This window comes from Pseudomonas sp. EA_35y_Pfl2_R111 (assembly GCF_963970955.1).
GTDB lineage: Bacteria > Pseudomonadota > Gammaproteobacteria > Pseudomonadales > Pseudomonadaceae > Aquipseudomonas.
The window spans coordinates 724,387-744,112 of sequence record NZ_CAXAOM010000001.1 but is presented as its reverse complement, the minus strand read 5'-3'; the positions used below and the strand labels follow the sequence as shown (position 1 = coordinate 744,112).

Below are 19,726 nucleotides of genomic sequence, written 5' to 3'. Positions count from 1 at the left end.
GCGCTAAGCGCAGAGCCTTATTCACTTTATATGAGACAGGGAAATCGTTATGTCAGAGCCACGCGACTATTTGGAAATGTCCTTCCGTTCGATCCAGTGCTTCGCCAATGATGGCCGCTTGGATGTACAAGAGTTGAGTTCGCTATTGCAGATTGCTGAGCGTGACGGGGTGATCGACGAAAACGAGACGCGGGTATTGAAGAACATCATTGCCCGAATCAAACCGGAAGAGCTCGACCCAGCTATGCGCGACAAGCTGGCCGAGGTCGCGGAAAAAATCGGTGCATAACTAAGGGGCAACATTACTCGTTTTTCCCCTTTCGGCCGGTTGCCGCCGGCCCTCGTCCCAGTCCCCGCCGCGCGGGGGCGTCTTTGCTTACAGACAGCGCAGATTCAGGAAGACCACGATGTCGGATGCTCCAGCCGTAGCCCAGCCACAGGACGTATTGGACAAGGCCGTCGCCGAAGGCGGCGCCTATGAGGTGCTGCACAAGCGCCTGCTGGAGCAGGGCCTACGCCTGCGCCAGACCACTGAGGCACTGAACGCTCAACGCTTGCAGGAGTTCGGCAGCAGCCAGATGGAAGTGGTGGGGCGGGTGCGCATCCGCACCGAGAACAACTGCACTGCGCGCGATATCGTCCAGGTCGGCGAGAATCTGCTGTTCGGCTACAACGTGTTTCTCGGCCTGAAAAAGGAAACCCGGGTCGAGGACGTGTTCTCCCTGTATCGCCTCAGCGAGCAGGACGAAGGCTATGAAGCCGAGAGCGTGGCGCTGGCCGACAGCTTTCTCGGCCAGAGCAGCTTCGTCAACGACTTCAATGAGCTCTATACCTACTACAAGAACACCCGCTTGCTGCAATTGCTGGTACGCGATGGCAAGTTGCTGGCGAGCTTCCAGATTGGCGAGCGGGTTACCGATGTGCGCGTGTTTCGCTGGTCGATCTCCCTCGACGGCAAAGAGGTTCGCTATATCGACAACCGCGGCGAGCGCGATATAGCGCTGCCCGAGCCGTTCGATTTTGAATGGCAAAAGACATCCCGCGAGATGGTGGTTAACGGCCGTCATCCGCATATGAATATCCTCGACACCATCTTCGTCGAGACCATCGGCGGCGACCTCACGGTCAAGGTCGAAAACAACACCGAAGACGGCCAGGGCATCTACCGCGAAGCGGTGGTCGACAAGACCCAGTCGCTGGACGATGCGCAGATCGAGTACGCCAAGCTCGGCAGCCTGATTCTGCTGAAAGTCCTGCCGTACCGCGAAGAGCAGTGGCGCTACCTGGTGTTCAACAGCCTGACGCAGAAGGTTGAGCGTATCGATGCCATCGGCCTGGCCTGCGTGCAGTTGCCGGAAGATCACGGCATCATTTTCCCCGGTGGCTATTACCTGCAGAACGGCGAGTCCAAGGCGTTCGAGCAGCCCATGGCTGGTATGCGCTTCAAGCGCGCGGTGCGTTCGCCCAATGGCGAGGACGTGCAGTACATCTTCTACCACCCGGAAGAAGGCCGTTCGGCACTGTTCACCTACAACATGATCAACCGTCAGTTGCACAACCCGATCTTTGGCCACGGCTACGCGCGCCTGGAGGACGGGCGCATGGTGATCTTCGCCGCCGAAGGCAGCGAGCCGACCCGTATCCACCCGATGCAAATCTGGCAGACGCCGTTCTGCAGTGATGATTTCGCCGCTCGCCAACCGGTGCGCAGCGGCTTCTTCGGGCGCATCGGCAATCCTGAGCTGGTACGCGGCGTCTCCGACCTGCTGGGCCTTAGCCGCGAGATCGAGAGTCCGGAAGTTTCGGTGCCACGCTACACGCAGCTGTGTCAGAACACCCGACGCCTGTTCGACGTCTACCACTGGCTGGGCGATGCCCAGTGCCAGGGCATGGCGCCGCTGCTGCGCGAAATCGCCGCCACGGGCGAGCTGGTGCTCGACGAATTCGAGAAGGTCGAGAGCATTCGTCAGCAATCGGCGCGCGCCATGGCCGAGGCCGAAACCCGGCAACAGACGCTGCTCTCTGGCCTGCTGATCGACAGTTGGGACGAGGTGCAGCACTTCGTCGAGGCGCTCAACGGCATTAACGCCCAGCGCGGCCAACTGCTGACCATCCGCGACTACCGCTATATCGACGTGGCACGTATCGATGCCATGGAAACCGACTTGCTGGCGGCCCAGGAGCAGGTCGCAACTGCGACCTCGGCGTTCCTCGCCAGCAAGGCGGCCCTGGAGCCTTATGTGCAGCAGCTTGCACAGCTTGATAACCAGGCGCAGAAGGCCGAAAGCGTCAGCCAGCTCAACGAGCCACTGGTGGCGTTGCAGGCCATGGCCGGCAATCTGGATATGTTGTCCAGCCTGATGGCCTCGTTGCCGATCGACGACGCCACCCAGCGTACTGAGATCGTCGAGTCGATTTCCGAAGTCTACGCCCGTCTCAACCAGGCCAAGGCCCGCGCCGAACAACGGCGCAAAGGCCTGGGTTCGGCGGAGACGGTGGCGCAGTTCGGCGCCCAGTTCAAACTGTTCAGCCAGGGCATTACCAACGCCCTGGCCATGGCCCAGGACCCGGAGCGCTGCGACGAACAGCTGTCGCGTCTGCTGGTGCAGCTGGAAGAGCTGGAGAGCCAGTTCGGCGATCAGGAGCAGTTCCTCGGCGATATCCTGGCCAAGCGCGAAGAGCTGCTGGAAACCTTCGAGGCGCACAAGCAGGCGCTGCTCGACGAGCGTCAGCGCAAGGCCCAGGGTCTGCTCGATGCCGCCCGGCGGATCTTGGAAAGCCTCGGTCGGCGCACCGCGCGCCTGACCCAGCCCGATGAGCTGAACGCATTCTTCGCTTCCGATCCGTTGATTCTCAAGCTGCGCGAACTGGCCGAGCGCCTGCGCGAGCTGAAGGACAGCGTCAAGGCCGAGGATGTCGAGTCGCGCCTCAAGGCCGCCCGCGATCAGGCGGTGCGCAGCCTGCGCGACAAGAGCGAGCTGTTCGAGGAAGGCGGCAACGTCATCAAGCTCGGCCCGCGCCACCGCTTCAGCGTCAACACCCAGGAGCTGGACCTGACCCTGATGCCGCGCGGCGATCAGCTCTATCTGCATCTGACCGGCACCGAATTCCTCGAGCCGCTGCGTAACGATGAACTGGAAGCGTTGCGCGATTATTGGCAGGTATCCCTGGAGTCCGAGTCCGCCACTCTCTACCGCGCCGAATACCTCGCTGGCGAAGTGTTGGCGGCGGCTGATGCCGGCCGCGATGGCCTCAGCCTGGATCTGCTGAAGCAACAGCTGGCCCAGCCGGATGCGCTGATCAAAAGCATTCGCGACTTCGCCGCACCGCGCTACAAGGAAGGCTACGAGAAGGGCATCCACGACCACGATGCGGCGCTGATCCTCGCCCAGTTGCTGCCGCTGCGCGACAGCGCCGGGCTACTCAGCTACGGCGCACTGCCCCGAGGTTTCGCCAGCTTTTTCTGGGGCCAGGCGCAACGTCGCGACGATGCCCAGCAATGGCCGCAGCGTGCGCGCAGCGCCCGGCATATTCAGCAGTTATTTGGCCAGCGCGACAGCCTGCTGCAGTTGCAGGCGGAAATCGCCGAGGCCATGGTCGGCTATATCGCCGAGCAGGGCATGAATCTAAGCCAGGCGACGCTGGCCGAGGCGGCGGAATACCTGGTGCAGGAACTGGCCGCCGAGCGGATCGAGTTCGTCTTTAGCAAATACGCCCGCGAACTGCTGGCTGGCCTGCAGGCGCGCTTGCAGACGGCGCATATGTGGGATGTTTATCAGCAAACTCTGACGCAACTGCAGGAGCGCCCGGCGGCCCAGTGGGCCCTGGTGGAAAATTGGCTGCGCGGCCTCTGCGCGGCAGACGAATTCGCCGCGCTCAGTGCTTATGTGCCCGAGGCCGTGGCCCTGACCTTGCTTGCCGAGGACTTGCCCAAGCGCATCACCGAGGTGGACCTGCGCTTTACCGTCAAAGAGCTGATGGGTGAGCATCCGCGCATTGGCGAGCGGCAACTGGTGTTGGCGGTGGACGACTTCTTCGCCCGCCTGCGCGTACACCGCGAGCAGTTTCTGCCCGGTTTGCAGCGCTACCAGGCGCTGCGCCAGGAAGTGGTAGCGCGCGAGCGCGAGGCGCTGCGTCTCAATGAGTTCAAGCCCAAGCCGCTCAGCTCCTTCGTGCGCAACAAGCTGATCAACGATGTCTACCTCGGCGTGATCGGCGACAACCTGGCCAAGCAGATGGGCACCGCCGGGGAGAACCGCCGCTCGGACCTGTCCGGTCTGCTGATGCTGATTTCGCCGCCGGGTTACGGCAAAACCACGCTAATGGAATACGTCGCCCACCGTCTGGGTTTGATCTTTATGAAGATCAATGGCCCGGCTTTGGGCCACGAAGTACGCTCCCTGGATCCGGCCCAGGCGCCGGACGCCACCTCGCGCCAGGAGCTGGAAAAGCTCAACCTGGCGCTGGAGATGGGCAACAACGTGATGCTCTATCTCGACGATATCCAGCACACCCACCCGGAATTCCTGCAGAAATTTATCTCGCTCTGTGATGGCACGCGACGTATTGAAGGCGTGTGGAAGGGCCGCACCCGTACCTACGATATGCGCGGGCGCAAGTTCTGCGTGATCATGTCGGGTAACCCCTACACCGAGTCCGGCGACGTGTTCAAAATCCCGGATATGCTGGCCAACCGCGCTGACATCTATAACCTCGGCGACACCCTGGGCGGCATGCAGGAAGCCTTCGCTCTCAGCTACATCGAAAACGGTCTGACCTCCAACCCTGTGCTCGCGCCGCTGGCCACCCGCGATATGGGCGATGTCTATCGCTTCGTCGCCAAGGCCGAGGGCAAGCCGTTCTCCAGTAACGAGCTTTCCCACAGCTACAGCGGCGCCGAGGTTAATGAAATCGTCACCACCCTGCAGCGCCTGATGCAGGTGCGTGATGTGGTCGGCCGGGTCAACCAGCAGTACATCGCCAGCGCCGCCCAGGCCGATCAATACCGCACCGAACCGCCGTTCAAGTTGCAGGGCAGCTACCGCAATATGAACAAGATGGCCGAGAAAATTTCCGCGGTGATGAACGATACCGAGGTGCTGCAACTGATCGCCGATCACTACCAGGGCGAATCCCAACTGCTTACCACCGGCGCCGAGGAAAACCTGCTCAAGCTCGCCGAGCTGCGCGGAAATATGACCGACGTACAAGCCGAGCGCTGGGCGCAGATCAAGCGCGACTTTATGCGCAACAAGGCCATGGGCGGCAGCGACACCGATGTCGGCGGCCGCGTGGTGGCGCAGCTCAACGATCTGGTCGAGGGCGTGCGCGGCCTGGCCAAGCTGGCGCCGGGCGAGCAAGCCGCAGCGCCGACTATTCCCTGGGCTGAACTGCTCGCCGGCCTGGATAACCTAGGCAAGCTGCGCCCGCAGGTCGAGGTGGTTACCCCGCCGCAGCCGGCGGTGCAGAAAGTGTTGGAAGGCCTGGCCGACAGCCTGCAGAACAGCTTTCTGCCGTTGGTCAAAGCGATGGACAAGAAGATCGATATCGACCTGCGCACGCACAACCGCATGCTGGAAATTTCCACTCAGCTGCGCGACCTCGGTGAGCAGTTGGGCCATGAGCAGCGCCTGGGTGGCGACAGCGACAGCGAAACGCCATGAAGGCCGGGCTGGTGCCGCGTGTGCAGCTGTTGCTGGGCATCGCCGCACTGATGCTGGTGGTGCAGCTGGTCAATAGCCTGAGTGGTTACAGCCTGAATATCTGGGGTGTGATACCTCGGCGAATGGAGTCATTGCCGGGTATTGTATTTGCTCCCTGGCTGCACGGCAGTTGGATGCATCTGTTGAGTAACCTCAGCGGCCTGTTGGTGTTGGGGCTGCTGGCCCTGCTTGAATCGCGCCGCGACTTTATCCAGGCCAGCCTGTTTATCATCCTCGGCAGCGGGCTGTTGGTCTGGCTGTTCGGCCGCCAGGGTATTCATGTCGGCGCCAGCGGCTGGCTGTTTGGCTTGTGGGCATTGCTGCTGGCGCGGGCTTGGTTTCGCAGCAGCTGGCTCGACCTGCTGCTGGCGGTGCTGGTGTTCTTTCTGCATGGCGGCTGGGTCTTCGGTTTGCTGCCGCAGCAGGGCGTCTCATTCGAATATCATCTGGCCGGCGCGTTATGCGGTGGACTCTATGCAGCTTGGCGCTATTCCCCGCGCTTGCACCGCAAACAAGGAGCTTAAGTGGATTTCAACCGTCTCGATCAACAGTTGCGCGACAGCCTGGCCGATCTACGTTTGAGCAACGAGGAGCGCGACGAACTGCGTCAGCTCGGCAGTGAATTGAGCCCCGATCAGGTGCGCTACATGCGCAACCGCGCCTTTGCCCTGGTGCGCGAGCTGATCCGCGAGCCGCAGAACGCCGAGCCTGCGCTGAAGTGGCTGGAACAGGTGATCAAAACCCTGGATGCCAATGTCGTACCGACGCGCAATATCGCCAGCGCCCATTTCAGCCCTGGCGAGGAGTGCCGGCGGAAGATTCGCGAACTGTGCCGTCAGGCGCGCAAGAGTGTGGATATCTGCGTCTATACCATCTCCGACGACCCGCTTAGCGAAGAAATCTTCGCCTGCCATCAGCGCGGCCTGACCGTGCGGGTGATTAGTGATAACGAAAAACAGTTCGACGCCGGCAGCGACGTGCAATGGCTGCGCGAAAAGGGCGTGCCTCTGCGCATTGATTCCGGCCCGTTCCATATGCACCACAAGTTCGCCCTGTTCGACGGCCAGCTGCTGCTTAATGGCAGCTTCAATTGGACCCGCAGTGCTAGTACCAGCAATGAAGAGAACTTCATGGTGGTCGACCATCCCCAGTTGCTGGCTGCTTACACCCGCGAATTTGAAGTGTTGTGGGCCCGTTATGCGAACAATGCATGAGTGAAGCGTCTGCTGATCAGGTACGGCAACGCATCGGCTTTTACCGCAGCTGCTACCTGGCCGACAGCCGTGATCTGGATCTGGACAACCTTGGCAAGTTGCCGGCTGATCGCTGGGCTTGGCTGGAGGGCGGCGAGGAGCTGGCCAGTGGGGGCTTGCCGCTATTGCCGCTGTCGTCTGAGCTCGGTGCAGCGCTAGATGCCCAGCAGCGCCTGTATCAGCGTGAGTTGCAGTTGGTCTATGGGGTGTTGCCCGTTTGCGGCCGGTTGACGCTGGCTGATGCCCCTACCGTCAATCTGTGTGGCCCCCTGGTGTATTACGAGGCGCGCCTGCAACCCGCTGCGGACGGGCAAAGTTATTTCCTCGCCATCGACCTACAGCTGCCCCAGGCTAACTGGCGCCTGCTGCGTAGCCTGGTTGAGGCGGGACGGCCGCTGGATGATTTTCCACTGCCTGGCGCTGCCATCGACACCCTGGCTTTGGGTGAGTTGTTGGCCTGGGTCGAAAACGCTACGCAGGTGGCCAGCGTAGAAATGGCAGCAGGGTTTCCCGCGCTGGCGCCGGCAGCCGATCTGAGCAAAGCACAACGCCGCCAGAGCTTGTCGCTGCAGGCCGGTGCGGCTGTAGCTCTGGTGCCGCGAGGCACGGGTAGCCGTGGTATCGCCCATGAACTTCAAGCCCTGCAAAGTGCAGAGCAACTGTCGCCGCCACTGCGGCAATTGCTAGGCGATGCCTCTGCCTTGCAAGAGACCACGTTGCCCAGTACCCCGCAGGCCTTGCCCGCACTGCTCAGTGCTTCTCAATGTCAGGTACTGGGTAACGCGGCGCGCTTCGAACTGAGCCAGATTTCTGGCCCGCCCGGTACTGGGAAGAGCTATACCTTGGCGGCGCTGGCTCTAGACCGCTACTTGCAAGGCGAAAGTGTGTTGTTGGTTAGCCGCAGTGAGCAGGCCGTGCGGGTGATGGCCGACAAGCTGCGCAACGACTTCGGCCTTGAGGATGCGGTGCTCGAGGGCGACGGTCAGAGCATGCTCAAAACCTTGCGAGAGCGGCTGGCGCGGCTGCTGCAAGGCGAGTTGGCAGTGCCCGAAGCCGGCGCGGAGAAGCGTTTGTATCAGGAGCTGCAGCAGCTGTTGAAGCAAGAGCAATCACTGGCCGGGCGCTTTCGCCGTCGTGGCGCGCGGGCCGAGCGTTGGAGCCATCTGTTGTTGCGCGCCGAGCGTGGCTCGTTGCCGTTCTGGCGGCGATGGTTGCAGTTGCCGCTGGCGCGCTACCGGGTGCGCAACAGTGCCAGGCCATGGGGGTTGCTGGATGAGCTGCGTGAGTGTCAGCAACGCCGAGAACGTTTAAGCCGTGAGTACATCAATGTGCGCCGCCGGAGTCGCTTGCAGCGGTTACTGAGCCGTGATCGAGACACCCTAGTGCGCTACAACCAGGCCATTCGCGCGCGCAACTCACAGCGCCAATTGGCATTATTCGAGGACATCGACCCACAACGCTTACTGGCGGCTTTCCCGATCTGGGTGGTCAGCCTGGATGAACTGCATCGTTTGCTGCCGCTACGGGCTGGTCTATTTGATGTGCTGGTGATGGATGAGGCCACCCAGTGCGACATCGCCTCGGCATTGCCCGCATTGCAGCGCTGCCGGCGCGCTGTGGTTGCCGGTGATGCGCGGCAGTTGCGGCATATCTCCTTTCTGTCGCGGGCCCGTGAGACGCTGCTACTGGAACGTGCCGGGCTGCCCGCCGAAGACCGTGACGCCTGGAGTTACCGTGATAACAGCGTGCTTGATCTGGTCAGTCTGCGCTTGTCCCGGCAGGAAGCGGTGATCTTCCTCGACGAGCATTTCCGCAGCCGCCCAGCGCTGATCCGCTTTAGCAACGAACACTTCTACGAGCAGCGCCTCAAGGTGATGAAGGAACGGCCGGGTCAGGAGGCGTGCGACAGCCTGCAGCTGGAGCGGCTGGCAGGCAGCCGTGGACGCAATGGCGTTAATGACGTGGAAGTGGAGCGGGTGTTGGAGTTAGTTCGCGAACATGTCATGCGCTACGCCAGCAGTGCGCTGAAACCGAGTATTGGCGTGCTATCGCCTTTTCGCGATCAAGTCGAGGCGATTCGTCAGCGCATCGGCGCCGATATGTCGCTGGAGCAGTTGCGCGACTTTCGCCTGCTGGTTGCCACGCCTTATGGTTTTCAAGGTGAAGAACGTGACCTGATGATCATCAGCTTTGCACTGCACGACGCCCGCTCTCAGGCGGCTAATTACCTCAACCGTGCAGACATGTTCAATGTGGCCATCACCCGTGCCCGTGAGCGCCAGGTGCTGCTGTTCAGTGGTAACGAGCGAGACCTGGCGGCCGGGCACCTGTTGCGCCGCTATCTGGAGCGCAGCGAGCAGGTGTGGCAGCAGTTGGACGCGCGTTCGCCCGTTCTCGATGCGTTTACCCAGGCGGTGTGTCAGGCACTGCAGGAGCAGGGTGTGCGTACTTGGGTGGGGCATCCGTTGGCCGGGCAACGTCTGGATATATATTGCCAGCGCGGCGAGCGCTGCCTGGCCATCGACCTGATTGGCTATCCCGGTGAGAGCGAGGCTTTCCTTGAGTTAGAGCGCTACTTGGTGCTGGCTCGCGCAGGATTGGAGGCCGTGCCGCTGAGCTACGCCCTCTGGCAACTGGAGCCGCAAGCCGCTTTAACGGCGCTGTTGCAACGCCTTTAGGTTGACGTGTGCGCTCAGCCTGCTTTAACGGACGGTAGGGTTTTTCGCTCGTTGTTAGAGGAGGGAACGCATGGCGTTGCGCAATGCGGTGCAACTGATCACCTATCCGGACCGTTTGGGCGGTGATCTCGCCGGGCTTTATCAATTGCTCGACAAACACTTGGCCGATGCGGTGGGCGGCGTGCACATTCTGCCGCTTTACCCGTCCAATGCCGACGGTGGTTTTTCGCCGCTGACTCACATGGAGGTCGATCCGCGTTACGGCGACTGGGCCGATGTCGAGCGGATTTCCGCACGCTTCGATCTGTGTGTTGATCTGGTCATCAGCCATATCGCCGACGAATCGCCGGAGTTTCTCGATTTTGTCGCCAAAGGACAGGACTCCGCCCACGCCGAGCTGTTCGTACAGGTGGACAAGCTCGGCGAGATTGGCCCGGAAGACCTGGCCAAGATTCATATCCGCAAGGAGAAAGAGCCGTTTCGCGACGTACTCTTGGCGAATGGCGAGACCTGCCGGGTGTGGTGCACCTTCACCGAGCGGCAGATTGACCTTAATTACGAGTCGCCACTGACCTATCAGTTGATGGAGCGTTATCTGGCGTTTCTTGCTGCGCGCGGGGTCAAGCTGTTTCGCTTGGATGCCTTCGGCTATACCACCAAACGTATTGGCAGCAGCTGTTTTCTAGTCGAGCCGGACGTTTATCGCATCCTTGACTGGTTTCGCGAGACGGGTGAGAAGTACGGCGCCGAAATGCTCCCCGAAGTGCACGACCACATCAGCTACCAGTACGCCATCTCGCGCCGGCATATGCGGCCCTATGCCTTCGCCTTGCCGCCGCTGGTACTGCACGCCTTTCTCAGCGGCAACAGTCGCTACCTCAAGCAGTGGCTGCGCATGTGCCCGCGCAACCAGGTGACGGTGCTGGATACCCATGACGGCATCTGCATCCCTGACGTTGAGAGCATGCTGCCGGAGACAGAAATTCGCTTTCTTATCGATGAGGTTTCAGCCCGCAGCGCCGATCCGATCATGCGCCGTTCTGCGGTCAGCGTGCATAGCGTAGGGGCCATCTACCAATTGACCTGTACCTTCTTCGAGGCGCTGATGCGTAACGAAGATGCCTATATCGCCGCACGGGCCATTCAGTTTTTTACACCCGGTATTCCTCAGGTCTATTACGTAGGCTTGCTGGCCGGCTGCAACGACTTTGAACTGTGTGAGGCGAGTGGCGAAGCGCGTGACGTTAACCGTCACTATTACAGCGTGGAGGAGGCCGAGCAGGCGTTGCAACAACCGTTGGTGCAGCGGTTGTTGGCGTTGATGCGGCTACGCAACAGCCACCCTGCGTTTGCTGGGCGTTTTGAGCTGAAGCATTCCAGTGACGGCAGCGTGGCGATTGCCTGGCGTCATGGCGAGCACTACTGCCAGTTGTATGTTGACTTGAGCACGTGCCAGGCAATCATCGACTACCGTGACCCCGAGAGCGGTGACGAGCAGCAAATGCGTTGTTGAGTGAGCTGATCGGTTCGGTGAGTCGCGTTTCGGGTTAGACTTGCGCTCTTTCGCCCAGTCAAGAAGCCCCGTCCATGGCCCTGCCGTCTACGACCTACAAAATCGAGCTTAACCTCACCGACATGGACCGCAGCGTCTATGAAAACCTGCGTTTTACCGTGGCCCGCCACCCTTCGGAAACCGAAGAGCGCCTGGCCGCGCGGCTGATTGGCTATGCCTTGTTCTATCACGAGCACCTGGCGTTCGGCCGCGGCCTGTCGGATGTAGACGAGCCTGCTCTGTGGGAGAAGAGCCTGGATGACCGTGTGCTGCACTGGATCGAAGTCGGCCAGCCGGACAGCGACCGCATCACCTGGTGCTCGCGGCGTACCGAGAAATTCAGCCTGGTGGCCTACGGCAACCTGCGCGTGTGGCAGACCAAGGCGCTCGACCCGGTGCGCAGCCTGAAAAATATCAATGTGGTGGCGCTGGATCAGGAGGCGTTGGCTAGCCTGGCGTTGGACATGCCGCGTTCACTGAACTGGAGCGTGATGATCAGTGACGGTGAGCTGTTTGTGACCGATGAGCGCGGTCAGCATGAGTTGCCGATTGAGTGGCTGGCGGGTGAACGCTAAGACTTCGATTGGTAGGGTGGGTTGAGCGCAGCGATACCCATCAACTACCGACCATACGATGGGTATCGCAGGCTCAACCTACGCGGCCCGACCCATCCTACGTTTCGCCCCGTCATGATGTTGAGACCCCCCCCATGCGTATCGAGTCCCGCCCGCTACCCGCCACTCTGCCTGATCTGGGCGCTCTGCCGCCGTTGCTGACCCGCTTGTATGCCGCTCGCGGCGTGCAGTCGGCTGCCGAGCTGGACAAGGGCTTGGCGCGGCTGATTCCGTATCAGCAGCTCAAGGGCATGGGCGCGGCAGTCGAGCTGCTGGTGCAGGGCTTGCAGCAGGGCCAGCGCATGCTGATAGTCGGCGACTTCGATGCCGATGGTGCCACCGCCAGTACGGTGGGAGTGCTGGGGTTGCGCATGCTCGGCGCGGCGCATGTCGACTATCTGGTGCCCAATCGTTTCGAATACGGCTACGGCCTGACCCCGGAGATCGTCGCGGTGGCGCTGGAGCGCGAGCCTCAGTTGCTGATTACCGTGGATAACGGCATCTCCAGTGTCGAAGGTGTGGCTGCGGCGAAGACGGCTGGCCTGACTGTGCTGGTCACCGATCACCACTTGCCCGGTGCCGAGCTGCCGGCGGCTGATGCCATCGTCAATCCCAATCAGCCAGGCTGTGAGTTCCCCAGCAAGGCGTTGGCGGGGGTTGGCGTGATGTTCTATGTGCTGCTGGCCCTGCGCGCACGGCTGCGGGAGATGGGATGGTTCACTGTGCAGCGCCCGGAACCTAACCTCGGCGAGCTGCTCGATCTGGTTGCTCTGGGCAGCGTCGCCGACGTGGTGCCGTTGGATGCCAATAACCGCATTCTGGTGCATCAGGGCCTGGCGCGGATTCGTGCCGGGCGGGCGCGGCCGGGCTTGCGCGCGATTCTCGAAGTGGCCGGGCGTGATCATCGGCGTATTACCTCCACCGATCTGGGTTTTATCCTTGGTCCACGGCTGAATGCGGCGGGGCGCCTGGACGACATGGCGTTGGGCATCGAATGCTTGCTCTGTGAAGACGAAGCCCTGGCCCGCGATATGGCGGTGCAGTTGGATCAGCTTAATCAGGATCGCAAGGCCATTGAGCAGGGCATGCAGCGCGAGGCGCTGGCTCAGCTTAAGGACCTGCCGCTGGAAGATATGCCGTTTGGTCTGTGCCTGTTTGAGGCGGATTGGCACCAGGGCGTAATCGGCATCCTCGCCTCGCGGATGAAGGAGCGTTATCACCGTCCGACCATCGCTTTTGCCGATGCTGGCGATGGCGTGCTGAAAGGGTCGGCGCGTTCGGTGCCGGGCTTTCATATCCGCGATGCGTTGGATGCGGTCGCCGCCAAACACCCAGCGTTGATCAGCAAGTTCGGTGGTCATGCCATGGCCGCTGGGCTGTCACTGCCGCAGACGAATTTCGGCGCTTTTGCCGCCGCCTTTGATGCCGAAGTACGTCGCCAGCTGTGTGAGGACGATCTGACCGGGCGTTTGCTGTCCGACGGTGCTTTGTCCATCGAAGAGTTTCACCTGCCCTTGGCCAAAGAGCTGCGCAATGCCGGTCCCTGGGGCCAGCATTTTCCCGAGCCGCTGTTTCATGGCGTATTCCAGCTGGTGCAGCAGCGCGTGGTTGGCGAGCGCCATCTGAAGGTGGTGCTGAAGAGCGAATGCGGCAGCGTGCAGCTCGATGGCATCGCCTTTGGTGTGGACCGAGATATCTGGCCGAACCCGACTGTGCGTTGGGTCGAGCTGGCCTACAAGCTGGATGTTAATGAGTACCGTGGGCAGGAAAGTGTGCAGTTGCTGATCGCCCATATCAGCCCGCGCTGATTGGGCTAGCTCTGCGGTGATGGGGCGGCTGAGCCATCGGCCAGGGCCCGTTCGCTTAACTCATTCCAGCGCGCAAGAAACTGCGGCGGCTGGCTGACGCGCTGCGGCGACTTGGCGAGAAACACGCCGTGGTTATTAAAGGAATACACCGGCAACAGATCGCCACGCTCACTGGCTGGGCGGATGCGCGGGTCGAGGTTGTCGAGAATCAGCGGTTGCTCGCTGGCGCTGGGGTAATAGGCCAGCACCATATGCGCCTGGTTCTGCTTGAGCGCTTTGACGAAAGTCAGGCGCAGCTTCTCGCTGGGTACGCCCATGCGCACCAGGCTGAAGTATTTGGCGATGGCGAAATCTTCGCAGTCACCTTTGCCTAGGCTCAGTGTCTGCGCGGGCGTCGCCCAATAGTCATCGGCGCCCCAGGCCTGCTGGTCACTGACAAAGCTCACTGAGCGATTGATAAAGTGATTGACCCGCTCCAACTGGGCGCGTTCGTTGTCGCCAGCGGAGTTGTCGAGCAGGTTGAGCCAGCTCGCCAGGCGCGTATCGCTAAGCGCCATTGCCAGGGCGCTGTGCTGAGTGTTCGATGCATCGGCTACCAGCACTGGGCTGAACAGCCAGCAACTGGCAAGCAGGCTGCGCAGTAAGCGGTGGGCGGGGCGATTGGCGCGTGGCGACATGGCGCGAAGTCTCCGGCGTCGGCTCTTGATAGCCTTTTGCCGTTGCGAGTTTTGTGTCCGTCATCCTATCGGCGTCAAATATAGATCGGCCATCGGCAAAATGTGATGGTGACCACTATTTGACATATTGCTGTCGTGCAAGCGGCATAAAGCCGACGAATAGCCGGTTTTCCTGGCTTTCACCTCTGTTGGCAATCTTTCGAAGCACTCTGGCGTTAGGTGGCGAGAAACCTCCGTCTCTAGAATCAGCCCGTGTGCTTGCACAACTATTTTTAGGGAGAGCGCTTGATGATTACCCGTGGCTTGCTTGATCAGTTGTTGAAATCCGGCCAGGACCTGATGCAGCAGAAATCCTCTGGCAATAACTCAGGTGGCTCGGCCGGTGGCCTAGGCGGCGCTCTGGGTGGTTTGCTCGGCGGTGCCGGCAAAGGTAGCCAGGGCGGTGATCTGGGCACTCTGCTCAAGGGGGCGGGTGGCGGCGCGCTGGCCGCGGGTGCGCTGGGCATGCTGCTGGGCAACAAGAGTGCGCGCAAGATGGGCGGGAAGGCGCTGACCTATGGTGGCCTGGCCGCGCTTGGTGTGGTTGCCTATAAGGCTTACAACAACTGGCAGGCGCAGCAGGCGGGTGCCCCCCAGGGCGAGCCACAAACCCTGGATCGCTTACCAGCACCGCAGGCCGAGCTGCACAGCCAGGCGATTCTCAAGGCGCTGGTCGGTGCGGCCAAAGCCGATGGTCATGTCGATGCCCGCGAGAGGCAGTTGATCGAAGGCGAGCTGGTCAAACTCACCAGTGATGCTGAATTGCAGCATTGGCTGCAGGCCGAGTTGAATAAGCCGCTGGACCCCGCCGAAATCGCCCGCGCCGCCAGCACGCCGGAAATGGCGGCAGAAATGTATATCGCCAGCGTCCTGATGGTCGATGAAGAGCACTTTATGGAGCGCGCCTACTTAGAAGAACTGGCACGTCAGCTCAAGCTCGATCCGGCGCTAAAGGCCGAGCTTGAGGCCCAGGTGCGTCAGGAGTTGGTGGCCGGCTGATACTGCCTAGCGGCTATCTGCCCCAGGGTCCTGGCCGCTAACCGGCGGCCTCCCTATAATCGGCGCCTTTCCTTGCTATGGATGGATGCCCCGATGCGCCGCACCTACACCAATCGCCTGCTGAGCTTGGCGCTGATCGTATTCAGCGCGATAACCCAGGCCGCGCCTGATGTAGCCCTGACTCAGGTACAGCAAGCACAGGTGCAGGTGTTTCGTGCCAGTACCGATCTGTTTATCCATCGTGGTGAAGGCGGGCATGCCGAGCTGGCGACCAAAGTGCAGGCTGACCTGGGCAAATTGCGCGACAACATGGCGACCTTGCAGGCGCAGCCGCTGACCGATTCGGCGCGTTTGGCGATGGCGCAATTGCAGCCGCCCTTGGCAACCTTTACTGCGCTAGTCGAGCAGACCCTGGCCTATAACCCCAGCGAGCCGGACCTTCCGTGGGAGTTCAACTTCCAGTACAGCAAGGCCATGCGCGAGTTGGTGGCGGCTGTGGAGGCACTTGAGCAGCAACTGCTGAAAGGCCTGGCGCAGCCATTGCCAGCGGCGGATATGCGTTTGCAGAGCCTGCCGGCAAAGGTGCAATACCTGGCGGCGCGCTACACCGCGCGGGCTTATGTCGGCGATATCGAGACCCTGCCTGAGCAACAGCAGCACTACCTGAATCAGGATATCGACGTGTTGGCCAAGCAGGTCGATGCTGAGCTGGCCAGCCTGGCGACGGAGTTGACCGGCGAGCAGCAACAGCGTTTGCAGCGGGCACAGACGCGCTGGAAGTTTATCTACTCACGCCTGGTTGGCTACAACGACAACCTGGTGCCGCTGGTGGTCGAGCGGCACGCAGCCGAGATGGCGGACCAGTTGCTGCGCCTGCGGGCTAAATAGGCCTCAGTGCTGATAGGCCGAGTGGAACACCGCGCAGTTCTTGCCGGCATGTTTCGCCCGGTACAGGGCCTGGTCGGCCAGTTCCAGTGCTTCGGCCAGGTTGCTGCTGTCCAGCGGCCAGAGCGCGCCACCTATGCTGCAGCTGACCTTAACCTGGTTCTCACCCAGGTCGACCGGCGCACTTAGCGCCTTCAGGGTGCGTTCGGCCACCAGTTGCGCCTGCGGCAGGGCTTCGCCGCTGGGCACTTGCAGCACCATCAGGAATTCATCGCCGCCCAGGCGTGCTACCAGGTCGCCATCACGCAGGCAGCTACGCAGACGTTGTGCCACCTCACGTAGCAGCTGATCGCCTGCCGCATGACCAAACTGGTCATTGATGGGTTTGAATCCGTCCAGATCCAGATAAAACAAGGCCAGGCAGTTATGGTTGGTCTGACTACGTTGTTGCGCGCGCGGCAGATAACTCTCCAGGGCGATGCGGTTGGGCAGGCCGGTGAGCGCGTCGTGGTGGGCGAGGTTCTTCATGGCGCCGAGGGCGTTTTGCTGGTGGGTCAGGCTTTCCACTAGGTGGCGAATCGAGTGGCTGAGAATCTCGATCTCTCGGGTGCTTTTCAGTTCGGGAATCACGCCAATTTCACCGGCGCTGAGGCGGTCCGCGGCCTCGGCAATTTGCCTGAGTGGGCGGGTAAAATATCCGGCGCCGAGCCAGCCGATCAGCGCAAAGGCAACAGCCAGGCCGCTGCCCCAGAAAAGTATATAGCGCGTTGTCTCACGCGCCGGGGCATAGGCTTCGTCCAGCGGCTGGCGGGCAATCACCGTCCAGCCGAGGCCTTTGTATTCCATATGGCCCTGGCTGCGAGCAATGCCTGTGAGGTATTGCTTGCCGTTAGACCATTCTTGAACAGCCCAGAGGTCGTTCTGCGTCTCCAGTTGCTGGAGGGCTGGCAGGTGCAAGCGCTGGCCGATCATGTCTTTGGGGGCGAGCAGTACGGTGCGATCCTGGCCGATGACAAAGAATTCGACATTACGGCGTTTCTGGATGGGCTCAAGAATGGCCATGCGTACTTCGTCTGCCCATGACCAGGACAAATGTGACGCCAGCACGCCGACCAAGCTGCCATCCGGGCCGAACACCGGCAGGCTGATGTCGACAAATTTCATCGCCTCACCCGTGGGGTTGGGCAGCAGCTTGGCCAGCAGTACGGCCTCATGTACATCGCCGATAAACACGCTTTTTTGCGCCTCAAGGTACACCGGGCGCTGGGCGATGCTGGCGCCTTCCAATACACGGTTGCTGGAAGCCAGTACCGTACCTTTGGCATCGGTAAAGCCGATCCAGGCAATGCTGGGGAATTCGCTTTGCAGGCGGTCAAGCAACCCGCGAATCTCGTCGATATCGTCCGGTTGACTGAGCGCCCGCAGATTTCCCAGGACTTGCAGCATGGCGGCGCGGCTTTGCATGTCGCGGTCCAGGCGGTCAACCATCATAAATGAGACCTCGGCAAGGTCCCGGCCGACTTCCTCGCGGATTCGCTGGCTGGCGTCCTGACCTATCAGGCTGCCGAGCATCCAGCTCAAGCCTGCGACCAATAAGGCGATTAGAAGCGCAAAACGGCTACGCAGGCTGTACGGTCTAGCCATGCTGAAGCAACTCCGTTGATCTCAGGCTGAGGCATCAAGCTGTTTCAGGAGCCTAGCCAAGAAGGCCCGCATGAATGTTTAGAAGTTTAGCTTAGCGACACTGAGGCACAGCGTCCCCTCACTAATCATGCGCTCATACTTCAACGCTTGCCGCTGGCTGAAGCAAACTCTAGAGTCCTTACATCTGCGCGTGAGCGGCATATGGCAGACCAGGCGTGTTTAATCGAGTGGGGAATACTGTGAAAAACTGGACTGTCCAGCAACGCATCATCGCGAGCTTTTCTGTGGTGGTGGTCATCCTATTACTGCTCTCTATCACGGCCTACTACCGCTTGGCGATGGTTGAGCAAGCCGCGATCAACGTGCGCGCTTCGGCAGCGCCGGGTATGCACCAGGCCGGATTGATGCGCCTGGCGTGGGCTGATCACTTTATGGCGACCCAGCGCCTGCTGATGGTTGGTCAGGGTGATGAGGCGCAAGGCAATCTGAATGCCAATGAGCTTAAGGCTTTCTCCGAGTTGGCTCAGCGTCTGGATACAACCTGGAATGCCTACCAGAAGATCCTTAGCACTGAAGAGGATCGTCTTGAGTCACAGGCTTTTCTGGCCAAGCGTGACCAGTACATGAAATTGCATGCTCAGTTGCTGGAGCTGGCGGCGGCGGGGAATGATATGGCGGCTGTGCAGTTGGCGCGTGAGCAATTGCTGCCGGCCTGGTTAGAGGCGCGCGCGGTACTGACGCAGCTGTTTGAGCTGAATCAGCAAACTGCTGACCAGGCAGTGGAGCAAATTGTCACCGATGTGGAGTTGACCAAGTTAAGTCTGGTGCTGGCCATTTTCATCGTCCTGGGTGTCGCGACCATGAGTTCCGTGACCCTGCAGCGAGCGATCAGCCAACCCATCACTGCGGTGGTAGATACCTTCAAAGTGCTTGGTTCGGGTGATCTTTCTGCACGCCTGAGTATGGGCCGGCGTGATGAGTTCAACGCCATCGAGGAAGGGTTCAATAGCATGGCCGACGAGCTGACGAGCCTGGTAGCCCAAGCCCAGCGTTCGGCCGTGCAGATGACCACATCGATTACCGAAATCGCCGCGACGTCCCGACAGCAGCAGGCGACTGCCACTGAAACGGCCGCCACCACGACTGAAATCGGCGCTACCTCGCGTGAAATTGCCGCGACTTCACGTGACCTGGTACGCACCATGAGTGAGGTGTCCGGCACGGCCGAACAAACCTCGGTGCTCGCCGGTTCTGGTCAGCTAGGCCTGGCGCGTATGGAGGATGTGATGCGTCATGTGGCGGGGGCGGCCGATGTGGTGAATGCCAAGCTGGCGATCCTCAATGAGAAAGCGAGCAATATCAATCATGTGGTGACCACCATTGTCAAAGTGGCGGATCAGACCAATTTGTTGTCCCTGAATGCGGCTATCGAGGCCGAGAAAGCCGGCGAGTACGGACGTGGATTTGCGGTGGTCGCCACCCAGGTACGGCGCCTGGCCGATCAGACCGCTGTTGCTACCTATGACATCGAGCAGATGGTGCGTGAGATTCAGTCTGCAGTGTCGGCGGGGGTTATGGGCATGGACAAATTCTCCGAAGAGGTGCGCCGGGGTAATAGCGAGATGATCCAGGTCGGTGATCAGCTGTCGCAGATCATTCATCAGGTACAGGCGCTGGCACCGCGGGTGCAGATGATGGACGAGGGTATGCAAGCCCAGGCGACTGGCGCCGAGCAGATCAACCAGGCGCTGGTGCAGCTGAGTGAGGCTAGCGGGCAGACGGTTGATTCGCTGCGTCAGGCCGGTGCTGCGATTGATGAATTGAACCAAGTGGCCGCTAGCCTGCGCAGCGGCGTTAGCCGATTCAAGGTCTGAG

General features: G+C 60.9%; 13 protein-coding genes. 11 read left to right on the top strand and 2 right to left on the bottom strand.

What is annotated here, in order from left to right:
- Positions 1 to 49 precede the first annotated feature (49 nt).
- From AACY25_RS03685 to recJ, 8 genes are all read left to right on the top strand, one after another.
- A complete protein-coding gene (locus AACY25_RS03685; RefSeq protein WP_339410347.1) occupies positions 50 to 289 on the top strand; it encodes a hypothetical protein in 240 nt (79 codons plus the stop codon).
- A 118-nt stretch (positions 290 to 407) separates the two neighbouring features.
- On the top strand, positions 408 to 5,663 hold the full coding sequence (locus tag AACY25_RS03680) for a DNA repair ATPase (protein ID WP_339522591.1): 5,256 nt from the start codon (positions 408 to 410) through the stop codon (positions 5,661 to 5,663).
- Positions 5,660 to 6,226: a rhomboid family intramembrane serine protease gene (locus tag AACY25_RS03675; protein ID WP_339522590.1), complete on the top strand. Its 567-nt coding sequence runs from the start codon at positions 5,660 to 5,662 to the stop codon at positions 6,224 to 6,226. Before AACY25_RS03680 ends, AACY25_RS03675 begins: the two co-directional genes overlap by 4 nt.
- Entirely contained in the window at positions 6,227 to 6,916 is a 690-nt protein-coding gene (locus AACY25_RS03670; protein ID WP_339522588.1) for a phospholipase D-like domain-containing protein, read from the top strand.
- Positions 6,913 to 9,633: a DEAD/DEAH box helicase gene (locus tag AACY25_RS03665; protein WP_339522586.1), complete on the top strand. Its 2,721-nt coding sequence runs from the start codon at positions 6,913 to 6,915 to the stop codon at positions 9,631 to 9,633. The genes AACY25_RS03670 and AACY25_RS03665 overlap by 4 nt, the downstream gene beginning before the upstream one ends.
- Positions 9,634 to 9,703: 70 nt before the next feature.
- On the top strand, positions 9,704 to 11,146 hold the full coding sequence (gene gtfA / locus AACY25_RS03660; RefSeq protein WP_339522584.1) for a sucrose phosphorylase: 1,443 nt from the start codon (positions 9,704 to 9,706) through the stop codon (positions 11,144 to 11,146).
- 74 nt (positions 11,147 to 11,220) lie between these two features.
- Positions 11,221 to 11,760: a YaeQ family protein gene (locus tag AACY25_RS03655; RefSeq protein WP_339410339.1), complete on the top strand. Its 540-nt coding sequence runs from the start codon at positions 11,221 to 11,223 to the stop codon at positions 11,758 to 11,760.
- Between the two features lie 134 nt (positions 11,761 to 11,894).
- The gene (gene recJ, locus AACY25_RS03650) at positions 11,895 to 13,607 is read left to right on the top strand and encodes a single-stranded-DNA-specific exonuclease RecJ (protein WP_339522583.1); all 1,713 of its coding nucleotides are present in this window, start codon (positions 11,895 to 11,897) and stop codon (positions 13,605 to 13,607) included.
- Between the two features lie 5 nt (positions 13,608 to 13,612).
- On the opposite strand, the gene AACY25_RS03645 is transcribed toward recJ, so the two are convergent.
- Positions 13,613 to 14,284, bottom strand: coding sequence for a transglutaminase-like cysteine peptidase (locus tag AACY25_RS03645; RefSeq protein WP_339522581.1), 672 nt, complete (start codon positions 14,282 to 14,284; stop codon positions 13,613 to 13,615).
- Positions 14,285 to 14,572: 288 nt separating this feature from the next.
- Here AACY25_RS03645 and AACY25_RS03640 point away from each other — a divergent pair, with 288 nt between their 5' ends.
- Positions 14,573 to 15,322, top strand: coding sequence for a tellurite resistance TerB family protein (locus AACY25_RS03640; RefSeq protein ID WP_339523816.1), 750 nt, complete (start codon positions 14,573 to 14,575; stop codon positions 15,320 to 15,322).
- 93 nt (positions 15,323 to 15,415) lie between these two features.
- Positions 15,416 to 16,210 (top strand): hypothetical protein, encoded by a 795-nt coding sequence (locus AACY25_RS03635; protein WP_339522580.1) that lies wholly within the window; start codon positions 15,416 to 15,418, stop codon positions 16,208 to 16,210.
- Between the two features lie 3 nt (positions 16,211 to 16,213).
- On the opposite strand, the gene AACY25_RS03630 is transcribed toward AACY25_RS03635, so the two are convergent.
- Positions 16,214 to 17,851 (bottom strand): diguanylate cyclase domain-containing protein, encoded by a 1,638-nt coding sequence (locus tag AACY25_RS03630; RefSeq protein WP_339522579.1) that lies wholly within the window; start codon positions 17,849 to 17,851, stop codon positions 16,214 to 16,216.
- Positions 17,852 to 18,090: 239 nt separating this feature from the next.
- Here AACY25_RS03630 and AACY25_RS03625 point away from each other — a divergent pair, with 239 nt between their 5' ends.
- Positions 18,091 to 19,725, top strand: coding sequence for a methyl-accepting chemotaxis protein (locus AACY25_RS03625; protein WP_339522577.1), 1,635 nt, complete (start codon positions 18,091 to 18,093; stop codon positions 19,723 to 19,725).
- The last annotated feature ends 1 nt before the right edge of the window (position 19,726 follow it).

Coding starts and splice junctions, on each gene's coding strand:
- AACY25_RS03685 (WP_339410347.1), top strand. CDS start 50: ATGTCAGAGCCACGCGACTATTTGGAAATGTCCTTCCGTTCGATCCAG.
- gtfA (WP_339522584.1), top strand. CDS start 9,704: ATGGCGTTGCGCAATGCGGTGCAACTGATCACCTATCCGGACCGTTTG.
- AACY25_RS03630 (WP_339522579.1), bottom strand. CDS start 17,851: ATGGCTAGACCGTACAGCCTGCGTAGCCGTTTTGCGCTTCTAATCGCC.
- AACY25_RS03645 (WP_339522581.1), bottom strand. CDS start 14,284: ATGTCGCCACGCGCCAATCGCCCCGCCCACCGCTTACTGCGCAGCCTG.
- AACY25_RS03655 (WP_339410339.1), top strand. CDS start 11,221: ATGGCCCTGCCGTCTACGACCTACAAAATCGAGCTTAACCTCACCGAC.
- AACY25_RS03640 (WP_339523816.1), top strand. CDS start 14,573: ATGATTACCCGTGGCTTGCTTGATCAGTTGTTGAAATCCGGCCAGGAC.
- AACY25_RS03635 (WP_339522580.1), top strand. CDS start 15,416: ATGCGCCGCACCTACACCAATCGCCTGCTGAGCTTGGCGCTGATCGTA.
- AACY25_RS03675 (WP_339522590.1), top strand. CDS start 5,660: ATGAAGGCCGGGCTGGTGCCGCGTGTGCAGCTGTTGCTGGGCATCGCC.
- recJ (WP_339522583.1), top strand. CDS start 11,895: ATGCGTATCGAGTCCCGCCCGCTACCCGCCACTCTGCCTGATCTGGGC.
- AACY25_RS03680 (WP_339522591.1), top strand. CDS start 408: ATGTCGGATGCTCCAGCCGTAGCCCAGCCACAGGACGTATTGGACAAG.
- AACY25_RS03665 (WP_339522586.1), top strand. CDS start 6,913: ATGAGTGAAGCGTCTGCTGATCAGGTACGGCAACGCATCGGCTTTTAC.